15 protein-coding genes are annotated in these 19,223 nt (G+C 69.1%); 12 read left to right on the top strand and 3 right to left on the bottom strand.

The features are described from left to right. Positions 1-28 precede the first annotated feature (28 nt). Positions 29-2,851 (top strand): PAS domain S-box protein, encoded by a 2,823-nt coding sequence (locus tag EV678_RS14925; RefSeq protein WP_165397539.1) that lies wholly within the window; start codon positions 29-31, stop codon positions 2,849-2,851. Positions 2,852-2,911: 60 nt separating this feature from the next. On the opposite strand, the gene EV678_RS14930 is transcribed toward EV678_RS14925, so the two are convergent. From EV678_RS14930 to mutL, 3 genes are all read right to left on the bottom strand, one after another. Further along, positions 2,912-3,286 carry a TfoX/Sxy family protein gene (locus EV678_RS14930; protein ID WP_130460078.1) on the bottom strand — a complete coding sequence of 125 codons (375 nt, stop codon included), beginning with the start codon at positions 3,284-3,286 and terminating at the stop codon, positions 2,912-2,914. Between the two features lies 1 nt (position 3,287). Then, complete coding sequence (gene miaA / locus EV678_RS14935) at positions 3,288-4,235, bottom strand: tRNA (adenosine(37)-N6)-dimethylallyltransferase MiaA (RefSeq protein WP_130460079.1); 948 nt, start codon at positions 4,233-4,235, stop codon at positions 3,288-3,290. 67 nt (positions 4,236-4,302) lie between these two features. Continuing rightward, entirely contained in the window at positions 4,303-6,156 is a 1,854-nt protein-coding gene (gene mutL / locus EV678_RS14940) for a DNA mismatch repair endonuclease MutL (RefSeq protein WP_130460080.1), read from the bottom strand. A gap of 156 nt (positions 6,157-6,312) precedes the next feature. Here mutL and EV678_RS14945 point away from each other — a divergent pair, with 156 nt between their 5' ends. From EV678_RS14945 to EV678_RS14995, 11 genes are all read left to right on the top strand, one after another. After that, the gene (locus EV678_RS14945) at positions 6,313-8,031 is read left to right on the top strand and encodes a putative bifunctional diguanylate cyclase/phosphodiesterase (protein WP_130460081.1); all 1,719 of its coding nucleotides are present in this window, start codon (positions 6,313-6,315) and stop codon (positions 8,029-8,031) included. 7 nt (positions 8,032-8,038) lie between these two features. Beyond that, entirely contained in the window at positions 8,039-11,038 is a 3,000-nt protein-coding gene (locus EV678_RS14950) for a PAS domain S-box protein (protein ID WP_130460082.1), read from the top strand. Positions 11,039-11,063: 25 nt separating this feature from the next. Further along, positions 11,064-11,510, top strand: a complete 447-nt coding sequence (locus EV678_RS14955; RefSeq protein ID WP_014236636.1) for a response regulator — start codon at positions 11,064-11,066, stop codon at positions 11,508-11,510. Positions 11,511-11,576: 66 nt separating this feature from the next. Then, positions 11,577-12,239 (top strand): DedA family protein, encoded by a 663-nt coding sequence (locus EV678_RS14960; RefSeq protein ID WP_130460083.1) that lies wholly within the window; start codon positions 11,577-11,579, stop codon positions 12,237-12,239. A gap of 36 nt (positions 12,240-12,275) precedes the next feature. Then, entirely contained in the window at positions 12,276-13,028 is a 753-nt protein-coding gene (locus EV678_RS14965) for a hypothetical protein (protein WP_130460084.1), read from the top strand. A 36-nt stretch (positions 13,029-13,064) separates the two neighbouring features. After that, positions 13,065-13,721, top strand: coding sequence for a phosphoribosylglycinamide formyltransferase (purN, locus tag EV678_RS14970; protein ID WP_014236633.1), 657 nt, complete (start codon positions 13,065-13,067; stop codon positions 13,719-13,721). Between the two features lie 75 nt (positions 13,722-13,796). Next, the gene (locus EV678_RS14975) at positions 13,797-14,720 is read left to right on the top strand and encodes a DUF3108 domain-containing protein (RefSeq protein WP_165397540.1); all 924 of its coding nucleotides are present in this window, start codon (positions 13,797-13,799) and stop codon (positions 14,718-14,720) included. Positions 14,721-14,793: 73 nt separating this feature from the next. After that, entirely contained in the window at positions 14,794-16,122 is a 1,329-nt protein-coding gene (locus tag EV678_RS14980) for an RsmB/NOP family class I SAM-dependent RNA methyltransferase (RefSeq protein ID WP_130460086.1), read from the top strand. A gap of 9 nt (positions 16,123-16,131) precedes the next feature. After that, positions 16,132-17,427, top strand: coding sequence for a mechanosensitive ion channel family protein (locus EV678_RS14985; protein WP_130460087.1), 1,296 nt, complete (start codon positions 16,132-16,134; stop codon positions 17,425-17,427). Positions 17,428-17,529: 102 nt separating this feature from the next. Next, positions 17,530-17,865 (top strand): c-type cytochrome, encoded by a 336-nt coding sequence (locus EV678_RS14990; RefSeq protein ID WP_207222278.1) that lies wholly within the window; start codon positions 17,530-17,532, stop codon positions 17,863-17,865. Further along, positions 17,865-19,160, top strand: coding sequence for an FCSD flavin-binding domain-containing protein (locus EV678_RS14995; RefSeq protein ID WP_130460088.1), 1,296 nt, complete (start codon positions 17,865-17,867; stop codon positions 19,158-19,160). Before EV678_RS14990 ends, EV678_RS14995 begins: the two co-directional genes overlap by 1 nt. Positions 19,161-19,223 lie beyond the last annotated feature (63 nt).

Raw genomic sequence — 19,223 nt, forward strand, 5'->3', positions numbered from 1 at the left:
CCACCTGCCTTCGCCACCGGACCCGCCCATGAGCCTCAAGCACAAAATCTGGCTGCTCACCTCCGCCATCATCCTGGGCATCATGGCGGCCGACTTCGCCGTCGGCTACCGCAGCATCGAGGCCGGCATCCGGGACGAGCTGACCCGGGACGCCCAGAACATCCGCGGCATGCTGATGGCCACGCGCCGGGTGTACCACCAGCAGTTCATGGCCAGCGGCCTGCCCATCAACGCCGACACCGTGGGCTTCCTGCCGGCCCACGCCCTCTCCCGCATCTCCGCCGACTTCAAGGAATGGAGCGACAGCGGCCTCTTTTTCAACAACGTCTCCGACCGTCCGCGCAATCCGCAGAACCAGGCCGACGCCGACGAGATGGCGGCCATCGCCTGGTTCCGCGCCAATCCCAAGGCCCCCGACCGGCTGGTGGAAATCCGGGGCCAGGACAACCGCAGCTTCTACCACTACACCGCCCCCATCTGGGTCGAGGCCTACTGCCTGGCCTGCCACGGCGAGCGCAGCCAGGCCCCCGGCTCCATCGGCAACGACTACGACCAGGCCTACGGCTACCAGGTGGGCGACCTGCGCGGCGTCATGAGCATCAAGCTGCCGACGGAGCAGCTGCGCCAGCGGGAATACGGCGCCTGGCTGCACAACTTCCTCATCCGCCTGGGCGGCTACCTGATCCTGTTGCTGACCCTGGGCAGCTACCTCAACCGGGCCTTCGTCGGTCGCCTGGCCCGGCTGCAGCGCAGCGTCGGCGACATGGCCGCCGGCAACTACGACACCCGCAGCGACGATGCCGGCGGGGACGAGATCGGCGCCCTGGCCCAGGACTTCAACCGCATGGGCGAGGAAATCCACCTCCGTACCGAAGCCCTGCAGCAGAGCGAGGCCCGCTTCCGCCGCCTGTTCCAGGAAGCCCCGGTGGGCCTGGCCTACGTGGACCAGGCCGGCACCATCGTGGACCGCAACCGGCGCTGCCTGCAGATGTTCGGCTACTCCGTCGAGGAAATGCCGAGCCTGGAACAGTGGTGGCTGCGGGCCTACCCGGACCCGGACTACCGGGCCCAGGTCATGGCTGACTGGCAGCAGGCGTTGGCCGCTGCCGCCAACCACGACGGCGACATTGCGCCCATCGAGTGCAACATCACGGTGCGCAGCGGCGAGGAGCGCATCGTCCTCGTTTCCGGCATTTCCCTGGGCGACGACTTCCTCGCCTGCTTCTACGACGTCACCGAGAGCCGCCAGGCCGAACGTATCGCCCGGCAGTACGAAGCCATCGTCCGTTCCTCGGACGACGCCATCCTCAGCAAGACCCTGGACGGCATCGTCACCAGCTGGAACCGGGGCGCCGAGGAGCTGTTCGGCTACAGCGCCGCCGAAATGGTGGGCCGCTCCGCCCTGCACCTGTTCCCGCCGGAGTGCCTGGCGGAGGAACGGGACATTCTGGAACGCCTGCGCCGCGGCGAGACGGTGAAGCACTTCGACACCCGCCGCATCCGCAAGGACGGCAGCATCGTCGATGTCTCGGTCACCATCTCCCCCCTCCTGGACGGCGAGGGCCGGGTCCTGGGCATCTCCAAGATCGCCCGGGACATCACCGCGCGCAAGGCGGCCGAGGCCGAACTGCTGCGGCACCGCCAGCGCCTGGAGGAACTGGTGCAGGAGCGCACCCGCCAGCTGGAGGAGATGAAGGACGCGGCGGAGTCGGCCAACGTGGCCAAGAGCGCCTTCCTGGCCAATATGAGCCACGAGATCCGCACCCCCCTCAATGCCATGACCGGCCTCACCCACCTGATCCGCCGGGCCGGCCTCAAGCCCCAGCAGGCCGAGCACATGGACAAGCTGGAGGCGGCCGCCCAGCACCTGCTGGGGGTGATCAACGCCATCCTCGACCTGTCCAAGATCGAAGCCGGCAAGTTCGCCCTGGAGGAGGCGCCCGTCCGCGTCGAAAGCCTGCTCGGCAACGTCGCCTCCTTCCTGCAGGAGCGGGTCCAGGCCAAGGGCCTGGTGCTGCGCACAGAAGCCCAGCCCCTGCCGCCCCACCTGCTGGGGGACCCCACCCGGCTGCAGCAGGCCCTGCTCAACTATGCCGGCAATGCCCTCAAATTCACCGAGCAGGGCAGCATCACCCTGCGGGTGCACACCCTGGAGGAAGGCGAGGCGGACGCCCTGCTGCGCTTCGAGGTGCAGGACACGGGCATCGGCATCCCGCCCGAGGCCATGCACAAGCTCTTCTCCGCCTTCGAGCAGGCCGACAACAGCACCACCCGCCGCTACGGCGGCACCGGCCTGGGCCTGGCCATCACCCGCAAGCTGGCCCAGCTCATGGGCGGTGAGGCCGGTGCCAGCAGCGAGCCGGGCCGGGGCAGCACCTTCTGGTTCACCGCCCGCCTGAAAAAGGGCAAGGAGCGCTACGGCAACGGCGCCCCCCTGGCCGGCGGCAACGCCGAACAGCGGCTGCGCCAGGAGTTCGCCGGCCGCACGGTGCTGCTGGCCGAGGACGAGCCGATCAACCAGGAAATCACCAAGTTCATGCTGGAGGACGTGGGCCTGCGGGTGGAACTGGCACCGGACGGCAAGGTGGCGGTGGAAAGGGCCCGCGGCAACGACTACGCCCTGATCCTGATGGACATGCAGATGCCCCTCATGGACGGCCTCGACGCCACCCGGGAAATCCGCCAGCTGCAACGCCACCGCCAGACCCCGATCCTGGCCATGACCGCCAATGCCTTCGCCGAGGACAAGGCCCGCTGCCTGGGAGCCGGCATGAACGACTTCATCGCCAAGCCGGTGAACCCGGACGTGCTCTACGCCACCCTGCTGCAATGGCTGCTGCAGGACCGCTAAGCGCGGCGCCGGGGCAAACAAAAAGCCGCCTCCCGGCGGCTTTTTCATGGCGCTGACGGACTAGGCCGTCGGCTTGCGACGGGGCGGGCGCCTGCGGCCTTCAAGGTCACGCCCCCGCAGGGCTGCGGCAAAGGCGCTGCGGGCCCAGGGCAGGAGGGCATGGGGCGCATCCAGGGCCTCGTCCGGGGCCCGGTAGTAGCTCAAGGCCGTGAGCTTGCCCTGACGCGGATAGGTGAAGGGCGGCAGGTCGAGGGCGGTGAATTCGCCCCGGTTGAGGTCGTCCGCCTTCAGCCACAGCTGGTCGTCGATGACGATGGCGAACATGAGGCCGTCGAGAAAGAGGCCGACGCCGCTGAACATGCGCTTGCCCACCACCGGCCCCAGGGGCGCCAGGCTTTCCAGGAGGTAATCCACGTACTCCCGGCTGGCGACCATGTCAGACCTTCTGCTGTTTCAGGAAGCGGGCCACCCGGGTTTCAACCCGGGCAATCAGGTCCGGCGCCAGGCAGTCGAACACTTCCGCCGTGGGGTCGGAACGCAGCCAGGTGATCTGGCGCTTGGCCAGCTGGCGGGTGGCGAAGATGCCCCGGTCCAGCAGCTCGGCGGCGGGGGCCTCGCCCTCCAGCACCTCCCAGGCCTGGCGGTAGCCGACGCAGCGCATGGAAGGCAGGCCGGCATTGAGGCGGTACTTGGCGCGCAGGGCCTGCATCTCATCCATGAAACCCTGGGCCAGCATCTGGGCGAAACGCTCGGCGATGCGCTGGTGCAGCACCGCCCGGTCGGAGGGGGCCAGGGCCAGGGGCAGCAGGTTCCAGGGCAGGGGTTCCCGCTGCTGCTCGGCCAGCAGGGCGGACATGGGCCGACCCGTCAGCTGGCAGATTTCCAATGCCCGGGAGACCCGCTGGGAATCGGTGGGGTGCAGGCGGGCGGCGGTGACCGGGTCCAGCTGCGCCAGTTCGGCGTGCAGGGCCGGCCAGCCGTAGGCCGCCGCCTTCGCTTCCAGTTCGGCACGCAGGGCCGGGTCGGCCTGGGGCAGGTCGGAGAGCCCCTCCCGCAGGGCCTTGTAGTAGAGCATGGTGCCGCCCACCAGCAGGGGCACCTTGCCCCGGGCGGTCGCCTCGGCCATGGCGGCCAGGGCTTCGTCGCGGAAGCGGGCAGCGGAGTAGGCCTCCTCCGGCGAGATCACATCCACCAGCCGGTGCGGGTAGCGGGCCAGGGTGGCCCGGTCCGGCTTGGCCGTGCCGATGTCCATGTCGCGGAAGACCAGGGCCGAATCGACGCTGATCAGTTCCACCGGGAAGCGGTCGAACAGGTGCAGGGCCGCCGCGGTCTTGCCGCTGGCGGTGGGGCCCATGAGCAGGATGGCGGGGGGATGGGCGCTCATGCCGCCATCCCGACGATTCCTGCCCGGTGCCCGGGACGGGACCTGAAGCCGTAAGCCGAGGGAGCCATCACTGCCCCCGCAGGAAGAGCTTGTCCAGGTCCGCCAGGGACAGCTCGGTCCAGGTGGGGCGGCCGTGGTTGCACTGGTCGGCCCGCTCGGTCTCTTCCATCTGGCGCAAGAGGGCGTTCATTTCCGGCACGGTGAGCAGGCGCCGGGCGCGCACGGCGCCGTGGCAGGCCAGGGTAGCCAGAAGTTCGTTGCGCCGGGCGGTGGAGACCTGGGAAGCCCCATGCTCCATCAGCTCGGCCAGCAGGCTGCGGGCCAGGTTTGCCGGATCGCCGCCTGCCAACAGCTGGGGCACGGAGCGCAGGGCCAGTTCGTTGGGGCCCAGGGGCGCCAGTTCGAAGCCCAGTTCGGCCATGGTGGCGCCGTGCTCCTCCACCGCCGCCACCTCGTGGGCGCTGGCGGAGAACACCGCCGGAATGAGCAGGGCCTGGGTCGGCACCGCCTTGCTGTCGTAGGCGGTCTTCAGCTTTTCGTAGAGGATGCGCTCGTGGGCGGCGTGCATGTCCACCAGAATCAGGCCCCGGGCATTCTGGGCCAGCACATAGATGCCGTGCAGCTGGGCCAGGGCGTAGCCCAGGGGCGGCGCCTCCTGGCCGGGGGCATCGGCGGCCGCTGCCGGGGCGAAGCTGCCGCCACCGGGGAAGGCGCTGGCAGGGCCCGCCCCCTGCCGGGCCGCTGCCGCGAAAGCCAGGTAGGACGAGGCAGACGGCTCGGCCACGCCCAGGCTGCCCTGGCGGGGCGGATTCCAGGCCGGCACGGCCGGGGGGCGTTGCCCATAGCCGCTGTCGGCATGGACAGGGCCGGACGCCGCGCCGGTATTGCCGCCCAGGGAGGCCAGTCCGGGGGAGGCCGTCTGCACCTCCCGGCTCGGGTCGCTGATGACCTGGGACAGGGCCTTATGCACAGCGTGATAGACGAACTGATGCACCGCCCGGCCGTCGCGGAAGCGCACTTCGGTCTTGGCCGGGTGCACATTCACATCCACCGCCGCCGGATCGATCTCGATGAACAGGGCGTAGCCCGGGTGGCGGCTGCCGTGCAGCATGTCCTGGTAGGCCTCGCGCAGGGCATGGGCCAGCAGCTTGTCGCGGACGAAGCGGCCGTTCACGAAGACGTACTGGGCATCCCGCCCGGGGCGGGACCAGGCGGGCTGGGCGGCGTAGCCGACAATCGACAGCCCGTTGATGGCAGCCTCGACGCGGCGGCATTCGGCAAGGAAATCCTGGCCCAGGATGGCGCCGACCCGGCCGGCCAGATCGGCTTTCGGCAAAGACAGGCTGACCCGGCCGTTGTGGGAGAGGGAAAAGGCCACGCCCGGATGAGCCAGGGCGACGCGCTTCACCGCATCGGCGCAGTGGGCGAATTCGGTGCCTTCGGACTTCAAGAATTTGCGGCGGGCCGGGGTGTTGTAATAGAGGTCCCGCATTTCCACCACGGTGCCGGCGGCCAGGGCGGCCGGTTCCGCCTCGCCGCTGCCGTGGGCCGCCAGCTTCCAGGCATGGCCGGCGCCGGCGGCGCGGCTGGTGAGGGTGAGGCGGGCCACCGCCGCCACCGAGGCCAGGGCCTCGCCGCGGAAGCCCAGGGTGGCCACCCGTTCCAGGTCTTCCAGGCTGGCGATCTTGCTGGTGGCGTGGCGGGTCAGGGCCAGGGGCAGTTCTTCCTTGGGAATGCCGCAGCCGTCGTCGCTGACCCGGATCAGTTTCACCCCGCCCTCTTCCAGCTGTATCTGGATGGCCTGACTGCCCGCGTCCAGGGCGTTTTCCAGCACCTCCTTGAGGACCGAGGCGGGCCGTTCCACCACCTCGCCGGCGGCGATCTGGCTGATGAGAAGGTCGGGCAGGAGACGGATGGGCATGGCGGCAACGGGGTCGGGGACAAACGGCGAGGGGGCATTATAGCCCCTGCCGAAGTCGGCTCCGGGCGCGGCGTTGCGGCCGCCATGCGGGGCTACCGCCGGTAGCGGAAGTCGCTATAATCGTCCCACACCTGTCATACAACGGCGCCATACCCCATGCCCGTATCGCCTGAGTCTGCACTGCCCCTGCGCGTCCTCTTCGTCGACGACTCCGAACTGGATGTGGAGCTGGCCGCCCGTGCCCTGCGCCAGAGCGGCCACCGCATCGAGTGGACACGGGTGGAGACCGGCGCCGCCATGGAGGAGCAACTGGCCCAGGGCGGCTGGGACGTGGTCATCTGCGACCACAACATGCCCGAGTTCGACTCGGTCTCGGCCCTGGCCCTGCTGCAGTCCCGGGGGGGCGACCTGCCCTTCGTCATCGTCTCCGGCATGATCCCCGACGACATCGCCATCGAGGCCATGCGCCGCGGCGCCCGGGACTTCGTCAGCAAGGACAACCTGAGCCGCCTGGCTCCGGTGGTGGAGCGGGAGATCCGGGAGGCCGGCAACCGGGCCGCCCTGCGCCAGGCCCAGGCCAGCCTGGAACACCTGCTGCGCTTCGACCCCCTGACCGGCATCGCCAATGTGGATTTCCTGCTGGAACACCTGGAACACCGCAGCGCCCCAGAACAGGCCCCCTTTCTCCTGCTGCTGGTGGACATCAACCGCTTCCGCAAGATCATGCACGGCATGGGCATGGTCCTGGCCAACCGGGTGCTGCGGGCCGTGGCCCGGCGCCTCTCGGCCCTCATCGGCGAGGACGACTTCGTCGCCCGGGCCTCCTCCGACCGCTTCGCCCTGGTGCTCTCCGGCATCGCCGACCCGGCCGGGGCCGAGGCCTGGTTCGAGCGCCTGCGGGAAGCCTTCGCCGCCGGCTTTTCCATCCAGGGCCAGGACCTGTACCTGACCTGCAGCATCGGCGCCGCCCTCCACCCCCGCTCCGCCGACAAGGAGAACGAAGGCCTGGACCTCATGCAGCACGCGGAAGCGGCCCTGGAAACGGCCAAGCGGGCCGGCCCCGGCCAGGCCCGCCTCTTCCACGAGCGCATGGCCCAGCCGGAAAAGGGCCGCCTGGTGCTGGAAGCGGCCCTCTACCACGCCCTGGTCAACCACGAATTCGTGCTGCACTACCAGCCCCAGGTGGACCTGGCCACGGGCCGCATCACCGGGGTCGAGGCCCTGCTGCGCTGGCAGAGCCCGGAACGGGGCCTGGTCTCGCCCCTGGAATTCATTCCCCTGCTGGAGGAAACGGGCCTCATCGTCCCCGTCGGCGAATGGGTGCTGGGGGAAGCCTGCCGCCAGAGCGTCAAATGGGCCCAGGCCGGCCACCACGACCTGCGGGTGGCGGTGAACCTCTCCGCCCTGCAGTTCCAGCAGCCCCGCCTGGCCGAATCGGTGGCCATGGTGATCCAGCGCTCCGGCGCCGATCCGCGCAACATCGAACTGGAGATCACCGAAAACATCGCCATGAACCAGGAGGAGGAAGTCCTGGACACCCTGCAGCAGCTGCGGGACATCGGCGTCTCCCTGGCCATCGACGACTTCGGCACCGGCTACTCCTCCCTTTCCTATCTGCAGCAGTTCCCGGTGAACCGGCTGAAGATCGACCAGTCCTTCGTCCGCGGCCCGGCCGCCGGCAGCGACCTCTCCATTGCCCGGGCCATCGTCGCCATGGGCACCAGCCTGGGCCTGGAGGTCATCGCCGAGGGCGTGGAAACCGCCGACCAGCGCAGCCGCCTGCAAGAGTGCGGCTGCAGCGAGGGCCAGGGCTACCACTTCGCCCGCCCGGCCCTGCCCGAAGACCTGGCGCCGGCCCTGGCCCAGTGGCGCTGAAGCGGTCATGGCGCTGCCTTCGCTTCTTGCACTCCCCGGCCGGCTGCGGCGCCTCCTTTCCCTTTTTCCCTTCCGCCTCTCCTTCCTGCTGCTGATCCTGGGCCTGCTGTCGAGCCCCCTGGCCCGGGCCCAGAACTATTCCCCCGAGCAGCGCCAGTGGCTGGCCCAGCACCCGGAAATCCGGGTCGGCGCCACGGAAATGCCCAACCTGCTGATGCGGGACTTCCGCAGCGGCAGCTACTCGGGCCTCTCGGTGGACATGCTGAAGCTCTACGAGCAGCGCCTCGGCGTGCGCTTCCAGATGGTCTATTACGGCAGCCTGGAAGACATGCACGACGGCATCCGCAACCGGGAGGTGGACCTGCTCTTCGCCGCCGTGCACACCCCGGGCCGGGAAACCTACCTGAGCTTCCCCAAGCCCTACGCCGAGCTGGAAACCAAGATCATCGTGCGCCAGGAGACCCTGGGCACCGGCCCCCTCACCCTGGACCAGCTGGAAGGGCGCAAGGTGGCAGTGCTGGCCGGCAGCGCCCTGGAGGACCGCCTGCGGCGGGAGTATCCCGGGCTGCACCTGGCCCCCAGCCGGGACGAGCTGTCGGCCCTGACCAAGCTGGCCTTCAGCGAGGTGGATGCGGCGGTCACCGACCTGGGCCGGGTCACCTACTACGTGCAGAAGGAAGGCCTGGTCAATCTGGCCGTAGGCGGCAACACCGGCATCAACTACGCCTTCACCTTCGGCGTGCGCGGCGACTGGCCCGAGCTGACCGCCCTCATGGACCAGACCGCCGCCGCCATTCCGGCCCAGGAAAAGGAACAGGTGCTGCAGCGCTGGCTGCGGGTGGGCAACGCCGGCCCCTGGAACAACCCCAATTTCTGGTGGGTGGCGGGCGGCCTGCTGACCCTCGTCGCCGCGGCCCTGGGGGTGATCCTCTTCTGGAACCGGACCCTGCGCCAGGAAGTGGCGACCCGCACCGCCCAGCTGGACGCCCAGATGGCCGAACTGCTGGAGGTGGACCGGGACCTGCGGGAGAGCGAGGCCCGCTTCCGCGACCTGGCCGAGCTGTCCTACGACTGGTACTGGGAGCAGGACGAGAACTGCCGCTTCACCATGATGTCCGGCGGCGCCTTCCAGAAGGGCCGCCTGCCTCTGGAGCAGTACCTGGGCAAGACCCGCTGGGAACTGCCCCTGCTCGGCGTCACCCCGGAGCAGATGACCGCCCACCGGGCCCAGCAGGAAGCCCACCTGCCGTTCCGGGACTTCACCTACCAGATCGTCGCCGGCGACGGCGAAATCCACTGGTACGTCAGCAACGGCCGCCCGGTCTTCGACGAGCGGGGCCAGTTCCGCGGCTACCGCGGCACCGGCCAGGACATCACCGCCCGCATGCGCACCCAGCAGGCCCTCATCGACAGCGAACAGCGCATCCGGGGCCTGCTCGACAGCACCTTCTCCTTCGTCGGTCTGATGGATCCCCAGGGCACCCTGCTGGAGGCCAACCGCACCTCCCTGGAATTCGCCGGCGCCGCCAAGGAAGAGGTGGTGGGCCGCCCCTTCTGGGACACCCCCTGGTGGGACCGGGACAGCGAAAGCCGGGAAACCCTGCGCCAGGCCGTGGCCCGGGCGCGCCAGGGCGAGACGGTGCGCTTCGCCGCCAGCCACCGCACCGCCCAGGGCATCCTGCACTGGATCGACGTCAGCATCACCCCGGTGCGGGACGAGCACGGGCGCGTCATCTACCTCATTCCCGAAGGCCGGGACGTGACCGAGATGCGCCGCACCCAGGAAGCCCTGCGGGCCCTGGTGGAAAACACCGCCACGGTCTATGGCGAAGCCTTCCTCGATTCCCTGGTGCAGCACGTGGCCACCCTCTTCGACGTGGCCTACGCCTTCGTCGGCGAAGTGGACCCGGACGGCTGCCACATCCGCACCCTCTCCAGCTGGACCCACGGCGCCCCCTCCACCAATTTCGCCTACGCCCTGGACGGCACGCCCTGCCAGGTCATGCTCGGCTCCGGCCCGACCCTCTTCCCCCGGGGCATCACCGAGCTGTTCCCGGACAACCGGGCCCTGAAGGAAATGAAGGCGGAAAGCTACATGGGCGCCCCCATCACCGGCAACGGCGGCAAGATCCTGGGCCTGCTGGTGGTGATCGACGACAAGCCCCTGCCCGAGGCCAGCGGCTACCTGCCCATCATCAGCCTGTTCGCCCTGCGGGCCGGCATGGAAATGGAGCGCATGGCCCAGGAGCGGGCCATGCGCAGCCTCAACCAGGAACTGGAACGGCGGGTGGCCGAACGCACCGACCAGCTGGCGGTGGCCAACAAAGAGCTGGAAGCCTTCTCCTACTCCGTCTCCCACGACCTGCGGGCGCCCCTGCGCCACGTCTCCGGCTTCGTCAGCCTGCTCGAGGCCGATGCGGACAACCGGCTGTCGGAAGCCAGCCGCCGCTATCTCAACATCATCACCGAGGCCGCCAACCGCATGGGCGACCTCATCGACGGCCTGCTGGCCTTCTCCCGCATCGGCCGGGCCGAAGTGCACAAGACCCCGGTGGACCTCAACAAGCTGCTCCAGGAAGTGATCGACGACCTGGCCCAGGAACCTCGCGCCCCGGCGGTGGATTGGGCCATCGGCAGCCTGCCCCAGGTACTGGCGGACCGCACCCTGATCCGCCAGGTGCTGGCCAATCTGGTGGGCAACGCCCTCAAGTACTCGCGCAAGCGGGAGCGGGCCCAGATCCACATCGCCGCCGAGAGCGGGGAGCACGAGGGGCGGCCCGAGTGGGTGATCCGCATCGCCGACAACGGCGTCGGCTTCAACATGAAATACGTGGGCAAGCTGTTCGGCGTCTTCCAGCGCCTGCACGGCGCCGCCGATTTCGAGGGCACCGGCATCGGCCTGGCCAACGTGCGCCGGGTGGTGGAGCGCCACGGCGGCCGCACCTGGGCCGAGGCCGAGCCCGACCGGGGCGCCACCTTCTACTTCAGCCTGCCCCGGGACGAATGATGCATAAAGACAATAAGGAGATTCCATGGAACTGAAGCGCATCCTCCTGGCGGAAGACGATCCCCGGGACGTGGAACTGGCCCTGGAAGGCCTGGGTGCCAGCCACCTGGCCAACGAGGTGGAGGTGGTGAACGACGGCGAGCAGGCCCTGGACTACCTCTACCGCCGCGGCCCCTTCGCCGACCGGCCGGCGGGCAATCCGGCCCTGATCCTGCTGGACCTGAAGATGCCCCTGGTGAGCGGCCTGGAAGTGCTGCGGGAGATCAAGCAGGACGAGGAGTTGCGCCACGTGCCGGTGGTCATGCTGACCTCCTCCCGGGAGGAGCGGGACCTGGACGAGGCCTACGACCTGGGCTGCAACGCCTACGTGGTGAAGCCGGTGAATTTCCGCGACTTCATCGACGCGGTGAAATCCCTGGGCCTGTTCTGGGCCGTGCTCAACGAGCCGCCGCCGGGCTGCGTGCACAAGTAGGCTAGAATCCGGGCCTGGCGGCCCCGCCCGGAGCCGCCCCATCCGCCCCCATACTCCCTGCCGCCCATGGAATTTTTCGACGCAATCACCGGCCTCTTCCTGCAGTTCATCGACCTGGTCCTGCACCTGGACAAGCACCTGGCCGTCCTGGTCCAGCAATACGGCCCCTGGATCTACGCCATCCTCTTTTTCATCGTCTTCGCCGAAACCGGCTTCGTCGTCGTGCCCTTCCTTCCCGGCGACTCCCTGCTCTTCGTCGCCGGCGCCCTGGCCGCCATCGGCGACATGGCCCTGATGCCCCTGATGCTCAGCCTGTCCCTCGCCGCCGTGCTCGGCAACAGCCTCAACTACGTCATCGGCCGCTGGTTCGGCCACCGCATCCTGGCCTGGAATTCCCGCCTGCTGAACCGGGCCGCCCTGGAAAAGACCCACGCCTTCTTCGAGGTGCACGGCGGCAAGACCCTGGTCATCTCCCGCTTCCTGCCCCTGCTGCGCACCTTCGCCCCCTTCGTCGCCGGCATGGGCGAGATGGGCTACGGCCGCTTCACCTTCTTCAACGTGGTCGGCGGCGTCTCCTGGGTGGTGTCCCTCAGCCTGGCCGGCTACTGGTTCGGCAACCTGCCCCTGATCAAGAACAACCTGTCGCTGGTGATCGTGCTCATCATCGCCGTGTCCCTGCTGCCGGCCGTCATCGGCTACTGCAAGGCGCGCAAGGCCAGCACCGGCTGAACGGCACAACCGCAGAAAAAAAACCAAGGGGGAGTCATGGGGAAGCAGGAACAAGACGGAGCGCGGGCCAGCCCCGCCCTGGCCGCAGCGGCGGCCCTGCTGCTGGCCCTGGCCCTGCCGGGCTGCACCACCCGCACCAGCCACGACGGGCGCAGCGAATCCCGCTTCGACCCCCGGGCCATCGCCAAGACCGACATCGACCGGGTCATCGACGCCAGCCAGCGGGAAGTCAGCGCCGGCCTCAAACGCCTCACCGAAAAGCTGTACCGGCGCAATCCCCGGGAATGGAAGAAGGTCGGCCAGCCCTCCCTGGAAGCGGCCGTGGCCCGCATCTTCGACAACAACCAGTGGCCCGAGCTGGAAGGGCGCCGGGAGGCCCAGGCCATGCTGCTCGCCTTCCGCGAGGATTACCACGGCGACCGGGTGCTGGCCCTCATGGCCGGGGTCAACGGCATGGTCCAGGCGGCCTACGAGCACAAGACCGATTTTTACGTTCTTGACGGCCTCGACGCGCAAAAGCTCTACAATTGCGCCCGCAACCTGGAAATCGTCGCCTGGCGCCTGAACAACAACCGCAATGTGGAAGGCGAGCTGTACATCCTCTCCAACGAGCCGGACGCCGCCGTGCGCAACCTCTCCTTCGAGCGGGAAATCGGCCGCCTGGTCGGCCTCCTGGATTTCCTCTCGGTGGTGGTGGCCGACAAGAACGGCCGCACCGTCAACCGGGTCATGCAGAACCTGGCCACCGCAGTCTTCCTGCCGGTGGCCGCCCTCACACCGATCAAGTAGGACCGTCCCGGCAGCCCCTGCCGGGCCCCAGCAGACATGAAAAAAAGACTCGTCATCCTCATCTCCGGCCGCGGCAGCAATATGGAGGCCATCCTCCGGGCCGCCGCCGATCCTGCCTATCCGGGCCAGGTGGTGGCCGTGATCGCCAACCGGCCCGACGCCAAGGGCCTGGAAACCGCCAAGGCGGCCGGCATCGCCACCGCCGCCCTGGACCACAAGGCCTATCCCAGCCGGGAAGCCTTCGACGCCGCCCTGGCCGAGGCCATCGACGCCCACGCCCCGGACCTGGTGATCCTGGCCGGCTTCATGCGCATCCTCTCCGAAGGCTTCGTGCGCCATTACGAAGGCCGCCTGATCAACATCCATCCCTCCCTGCTGCCCGCCTTCCCCGGCCTGCACACCCATCAGCGGGCCCTGGAGGAAGGCTGCCGTGTGCACGGCTGCACCGTGCATTTCGTCACCCCGGCCCTGGACCACGGCCCCGCCATCGCCCAGGCCGTGGTGCCGGTGCTGGAGGGGGACGACGAACACAGTCTGGCGGCCCGGGTCCTGGTGCAGGAACACCAGGTTTATCCCGCCGCCGTGGCCTGGTTCTGCCAGGGCCGCCTGCGCCTGGAACAGGGCCGGGTGCTGCTGGCCGACAACCCCATGGCCGCCGCCAGCGCCCTCATTTCCCCCCCGGCCCGGAGCTGATCCCTGAAGCGTTCCATCCCCGTCGCCCTGGCGCTGGCCCTGGCGACCTCCCTCTTCCTCCATCTCGGCGCCCTGGTGCTGCCGGAAGTCGAGCTGCCCGGGCTGGGCGAAGAACCGCCCTCGCCGCCCCTGGAAGCCACCCTGACGCCCCAGCGGCGGCCCGAAACACCCCCTACCCCGGCACCCGCGCCGAAAGCCGCGCCGAAAGCCGTGCCCAAGGCCCCCAGGCCCAGCAGGGCCGTCCCGCCTGGGCCGGCAGCAGTGCCCGCCCCCCAGGCCCAGCCGGAGCCGGCGGCCGCCGCCCCGGTGCCGGAAGCCGCGCCGGTGGCCGCTCCCGAGCCGGCCCCGCCGGCGGCAGTGGAGCCCCGGCTGCCGCCCCGGGGCCGCATCCGCTTCGTCGTCATCAAGGGCGAGCAGAATTTCGAAGTGGGCCAGACCATCCACGAATGGCGCATCGCCGACGGCCGCTACCGGCTCACCGGCGTCACCGAAACCACCGGCCTGGCGGCCCTCTTCAAGTCGGTCCAGGTGGCCTACGAGAGCCGGGGTAAAATAAGCCCGGCCGGACTGCAGCCGGAAACCTTCGTCGCCCGCAAGAACGGCAGCGAGACCGGCGACCGGGCCGACTTCGACTGGAACGCCGGCAGCGTCGTCCAGGGCAGGGAGCAGCGACGCCAGACCCTGCCCCCCGGCGCCCAGGATTTCATCAGCTTCTACTACGCCTTCGGCTACCTGCCCCAGGTGGGCGCCACGGTGGATCTGCCGGTGAGCACCGGGCGCAAGCTGGACACGATCCGCTTCACCCGGGTCGGCGAGGAAGTCCTGGAACTGGCCTTCGGCAGCGTTCCGACCGTGCACCTGCGGGCCAGCGGCGACACCACCACCGAAGTGTGGCTGGCCACGGACCGCCTGCTGCTGCCGGTGAAGATCCGCCACATTGACAAGAAGGGCGAACGTTTCGACCAGATCGCCACCGAACTCCAGGTCGGCAGCGAATAGACGCCGCCCGCCGGGGCTCCGGCCCCACCGATTTTCCGCGCCCTCCGGGGCCAACGTTTTTTTGAAGACCGCCATGACCCACGCACCCGCTCCCGCCCTGTTCCAGCACGCCATCGCCGCCCTCACCGAGGTGCTGCGCCTGAACCACCCGGCGGACGCGGCCCTCTCCCGCTACTTCCGCGAGCACAAGCAGCTGGGCCACCGGGACCGGGGCTTCGTGGCCGAGGCCGTGTTCGCCATCCTGCGCCACAAGCGCAGCCTGGAAGCCCTGGTACTGCCCCAGGTGAACGCCCGCCGCCTGCTGCTGGCCCACCTGGCCTGCCACCAGGGCCTGGATGCCAAGGCCCTGGAAGCCCTGCTGCGCCACGGCGAAGCCGAGCTGGTGGAACACCTGCAACAGCGCTGGGCCGCCATCGGCCGCGGCGAAGACCATTTCGACCCCAGCGGCCCCCTGGGCCTGAGCGCCCCGGCCATCGCCCTGGACCTGCCGGACTGGCTCTACCAGCGCCTGCTGGCCCAGTACGGCGCCGAGGAGACCCAGGCCCTGGTGGCCGCCCTCAACCGGCCGGCGCCCCTGGACCTGCGGGTCAACAGCCTGAAGGCGGAACGCAATGCCGTCGCCGCCCAGCTGGCCAAGGACGGCATCGCCGCCACTCCCACTCCCTATTCGCCCCTGGGCCTGCGCCTGGCCGGCAAGCCCGCCCTCTCCCGCCATCCCCTGTTCATGGACGGTGCGGTGGAAGTGCAGGACGAGGGCAGCCAGCTGCTGGGCCTGCTGCTGGCGCCCAAGCGGGGCGAGATGGTGGCCGACTTCTGCGCCGGCGCCGGCGGCAAGACCCTGCTGCTGGGCGCCCTGATGCGCTCCACCGGCCGTCTCTACGCCTTCGACGTGTCGGAGAAGCGCCTCAACAACCTGAAGCCGCGCCTGGCCCGTTCCGGTCTTTCCAACGTGCACCCGGTGCGCATCGAGAGCGAGAACGACGCCCGCATCAAGCGCCTGGCCGGCAAGCTGGACCGGGTCCTGGTGGATGCGCCCTGCTCGGGCCTGGGCACCCTGCGCCGCAATCCGGACCTGAAGTGGCGTCAGGACGAAAAGTCCGTCGCCGAGCTGAACGCCAAGCAGACCGCCATCCTCAATTCCGCCGCCCGCCTGGTGAAGGCCGGCGGCCGCCTGGTGTACGCCACCTGCAGCCTGCTGCAGGAAGAGAACGGCGCCGTCGCCGACGCCTTCCTCGCCGCCCACCCGGACTTCGTCGCCGTGCCGGTGGCCGACATCCTGGCCGCCCAGGGCATCGAGCTGCCGGGGCTGGAGGCCATGCCCGCCGGCCGTCTGGCCCTGCTGCCCCACCGCCACGACAGCGACGCCTTCTTCGCCGCCGTCTTCGAACGTCAAGCCAAGTAAGCCCGCGCCATGGAAACCCTGCCCCAGCTATTCACCGACCTGTGGGACGACCTGCAGAATCCCCGCATCTTCTGGCAGATGGCCGTGCTCCTCGGCTGCATCGGCATCGCCTTCTTCGCCTCGCGCCAGGTGCGCAACCGCATCCAGACGACGCCGGAGCGCTGGCACGCGGGCCGCAGCGGGGTCAAGCGCCTGCTATTTCCCCTGCTGGCGGCGGGCCTGGTGGTGCTGGCCCGGGCCCTGCTCAAGCCCCACATGCACGTCAATCTGCTGTCCCTGGCCGTGCCCCTGATGCTGTCCCTGGCCGGCATCCGGCTGATGGTCTACATCCTGCGCCAGGCCTTCGCCCCCTCAGGCTGGCTGGCAGCTTCCGAGCGTGTCATCGCCACCCTGGTGTGGCTGGCCGCGGCCCTGCACATCACCGGCCTGGACCTGCCGGTGATCGACGCCATGGAGCAGGTGCAGTTCGCCGTGGGCAAGCAGCGCCTCGACCTGTGGATGATCCTGCACGGCCTGGTCACCATTTTCGTCACCGTGCTGGGCGCCCTGTGGCTGGCCGGCCTGGCGGAGGCCCGGCTGATGGGGGCGCAGAAGCTGGATTCCAACGTGCGGGCGGTGCTGGCCCGCATCATCAAGGCCCTGCTGACCCTGGTGGCGGTGCTCATCAGCCTGTCCCTGGTGGGCATCGACATCACCACCCTCTCGGTCTTCGGCGGCGCCCTCGGCGTCGGCCTCGGTTTCGGCCTGCAGAAGATTGCCAGCAACTACATCTCCGGCTTCATCATCCTGCTCGACCGCTCCATCCGCCTGGGCGACTTCATCGCCATCGACGCCGCCACCAGCGGCGTGGTGACCCAGATCACCACCCGCTACACGGTGCTGCGGGGCCTGGCCGGCACCGAATACCTGATCCCCAACGAGCAGTTCGTCGCCAACGTGGTGCAGAACCAGTCCTACACGGACACCCAGGTGTTCCTCAAGACCGCCGTCCAGGTCGGCTACAACAGCGATGTGGAGCGGGCCATGGCGGTGCTGGTGGAGGCGGCCGCAGCCCATCCCCGGGTGCTGCAGGAGCGGCCGCCCCGGGCCTACCTGACCGGCTTTGCCGACAGCGGAATCAACCTGGAGGTGGGCTTCTGGATCGAAGACCCGGAGGAAGGTTCCGGCGCCCTGCGCTCGGATATCAACCTGGAGATCTGGAAGCGCTTCAAGGCCGAAGGCATCGAAATCCCCTTCCCCCAGCGGGAGGTGCGCATGCTCGGCGAGGCCCCTACGGCAGCGGCCGAGGGTGCCGCCAGGTTATAAGAAAAGACCGAAATATTCCGTTTTGGCGGGGGAAACTCCGCCGCTGCGGTTGTTATACTCCGGGCCAAATCTGGACTGCCTTCGTCTAGCCAAGGAGATGCCATGCCCTTTGCGCGCCACCTGATGTCACGCCTTTCCCTGCTCGCCGTCCTGGCCGCAGGCCTGGGCAGCACCGCGGCCTTTGCCGCCGACCCCAACCTGGCCCGCAATCTGGCCGCCACCTGCGCCAACTGCCACGGCACCGACGGTCACGCCCAGCCCGGCGCCATGGACGTGCTGGCCGGCCAGGACAAGGGCATGCTGCTGCAGAAGCTGAACGGCTTCCGCGACGGCAGCCGGCCGGCCACCATCATGCACCAGATCGCCAAGGGCTATACCCCGGAGCAGCTGGACCTGATCACCACCTATCTGGCAGCCCAGAAACGGGAGGGCAAGTAATGACCATGCAACGCCGGAATTTCCTCAAGGCCGCGGGCATCGTCTCCGCCGCTTCCGTCACCGCCTCCCTGACCGGCTGCGCCAGCGCCCCGGTTCCCCGCAAGCAGGCTGCCGGCCACGTGGTGGTGGTGGGCGGCGGCTACGGCGGCGCCACGGTGGCCAAGTACCTGCGCAAGTGGAGCGAGGGCGGCGTCCGCGTCACCCTGGTGGAGCGTAACCCCACTTTTATCTCCTGCCCCATTTCCAACCTCATCCTCTCCGGCGACAAGACCCTGGACGACATCACCGTCTCCTACGATGGTCTGAAGAACCGCTGGGGCGTCAAGGTGATCCAGGACGAAGCCGTGGCGGTGGACCCGGTCAAGCGCACCCTGCGCCTGGCCCAGGGCGGCAGCCTCAGCTACGACCGCTTGGTGCTCTCCCCCGGCGTCGATTTCCTGTGGTCCCTGGTGCCGGCCCTGGATGCCAAGGAATCCCAGGAGAAGATCCTCCACGCCTGGAAGGCCGGCCCCCAGACCGTGGCCCTGCGCAAGCAGCTGGAATCCATGAAGGACGGCGGCGTCTTCGCCATCACCATTCCCAAGGCGCCCTACCGCTGCCCGCCCGGCCCCTACGAGCGGGCTTCGGTGGTGGCCAGCTACTTCAAGGCCCACAAGCCCAAGTCCAAGGTGCTGATCCTGGACGCCAACGAGGACGTGATCTCCAAGAAGGGCCTGTTCACCAAGGCCTGGAGCGAGCTGTACCCGAACATCGTCGAGTACCGGCCCAACCACGAGCTGATCGACGTGGACGTGACCAACACCACCGCCCTTTTCGAATTCGACAAGGTGCGGGCCGACGTGCTCAACGTGGTGCCGCCCCAGCGGGCCGGCGCCATCGCCAGCGCTGCCGGGCTGAAGCTGGTGAACAACCGCTGGGTCGATGTGGACTGGCTGAGCCTGGAATCCACCAACACCCCGGGCATCCACGTCCTGGGCGACGCCATTTTCCCGGCGCCGACCATGCCCAAGTCCGGCCACATGGCCAACCAGCACGCCAAGCTGGCCGCCGCCGCCATCCTCAACCTGCTGGCCGGCGAGGCGCCCAATCCCAATCCGGTGGTGATGAACACCTGCTACAGCTTCCTCAGCTCCACGGAAGCCTGCCACGTGGCCTCCATCCACCAGTACGACGCCGAGAAAAAGACGGTGCTGCCGGTGCCCGGCTCCGGCGGCGTCTCCGCCGTGCGCAGCGTCGCCGAAGCCCAGTTCGCCCTGGGCTGGGCCAAGAACATCTGGGCCGACGCCCTGGCCTAGAACGAAAAAGCAGCACTGCCGGGAGGCAGGCAGGACGGCCATCTCCGCCATGGCATGGCCAAC

Origin of the sequence: Azospira oryzae (genome assembly GCF_004217225.1) — a bacterium.
In the GTDB taxonomy this organism is placed as follows: domain Bacteria; phylum Pseudomonadota; class Gammaproteobacteria; order Burkholderiales; family Rhodocyclaceae; genus Azospira; species Azospira oryzae.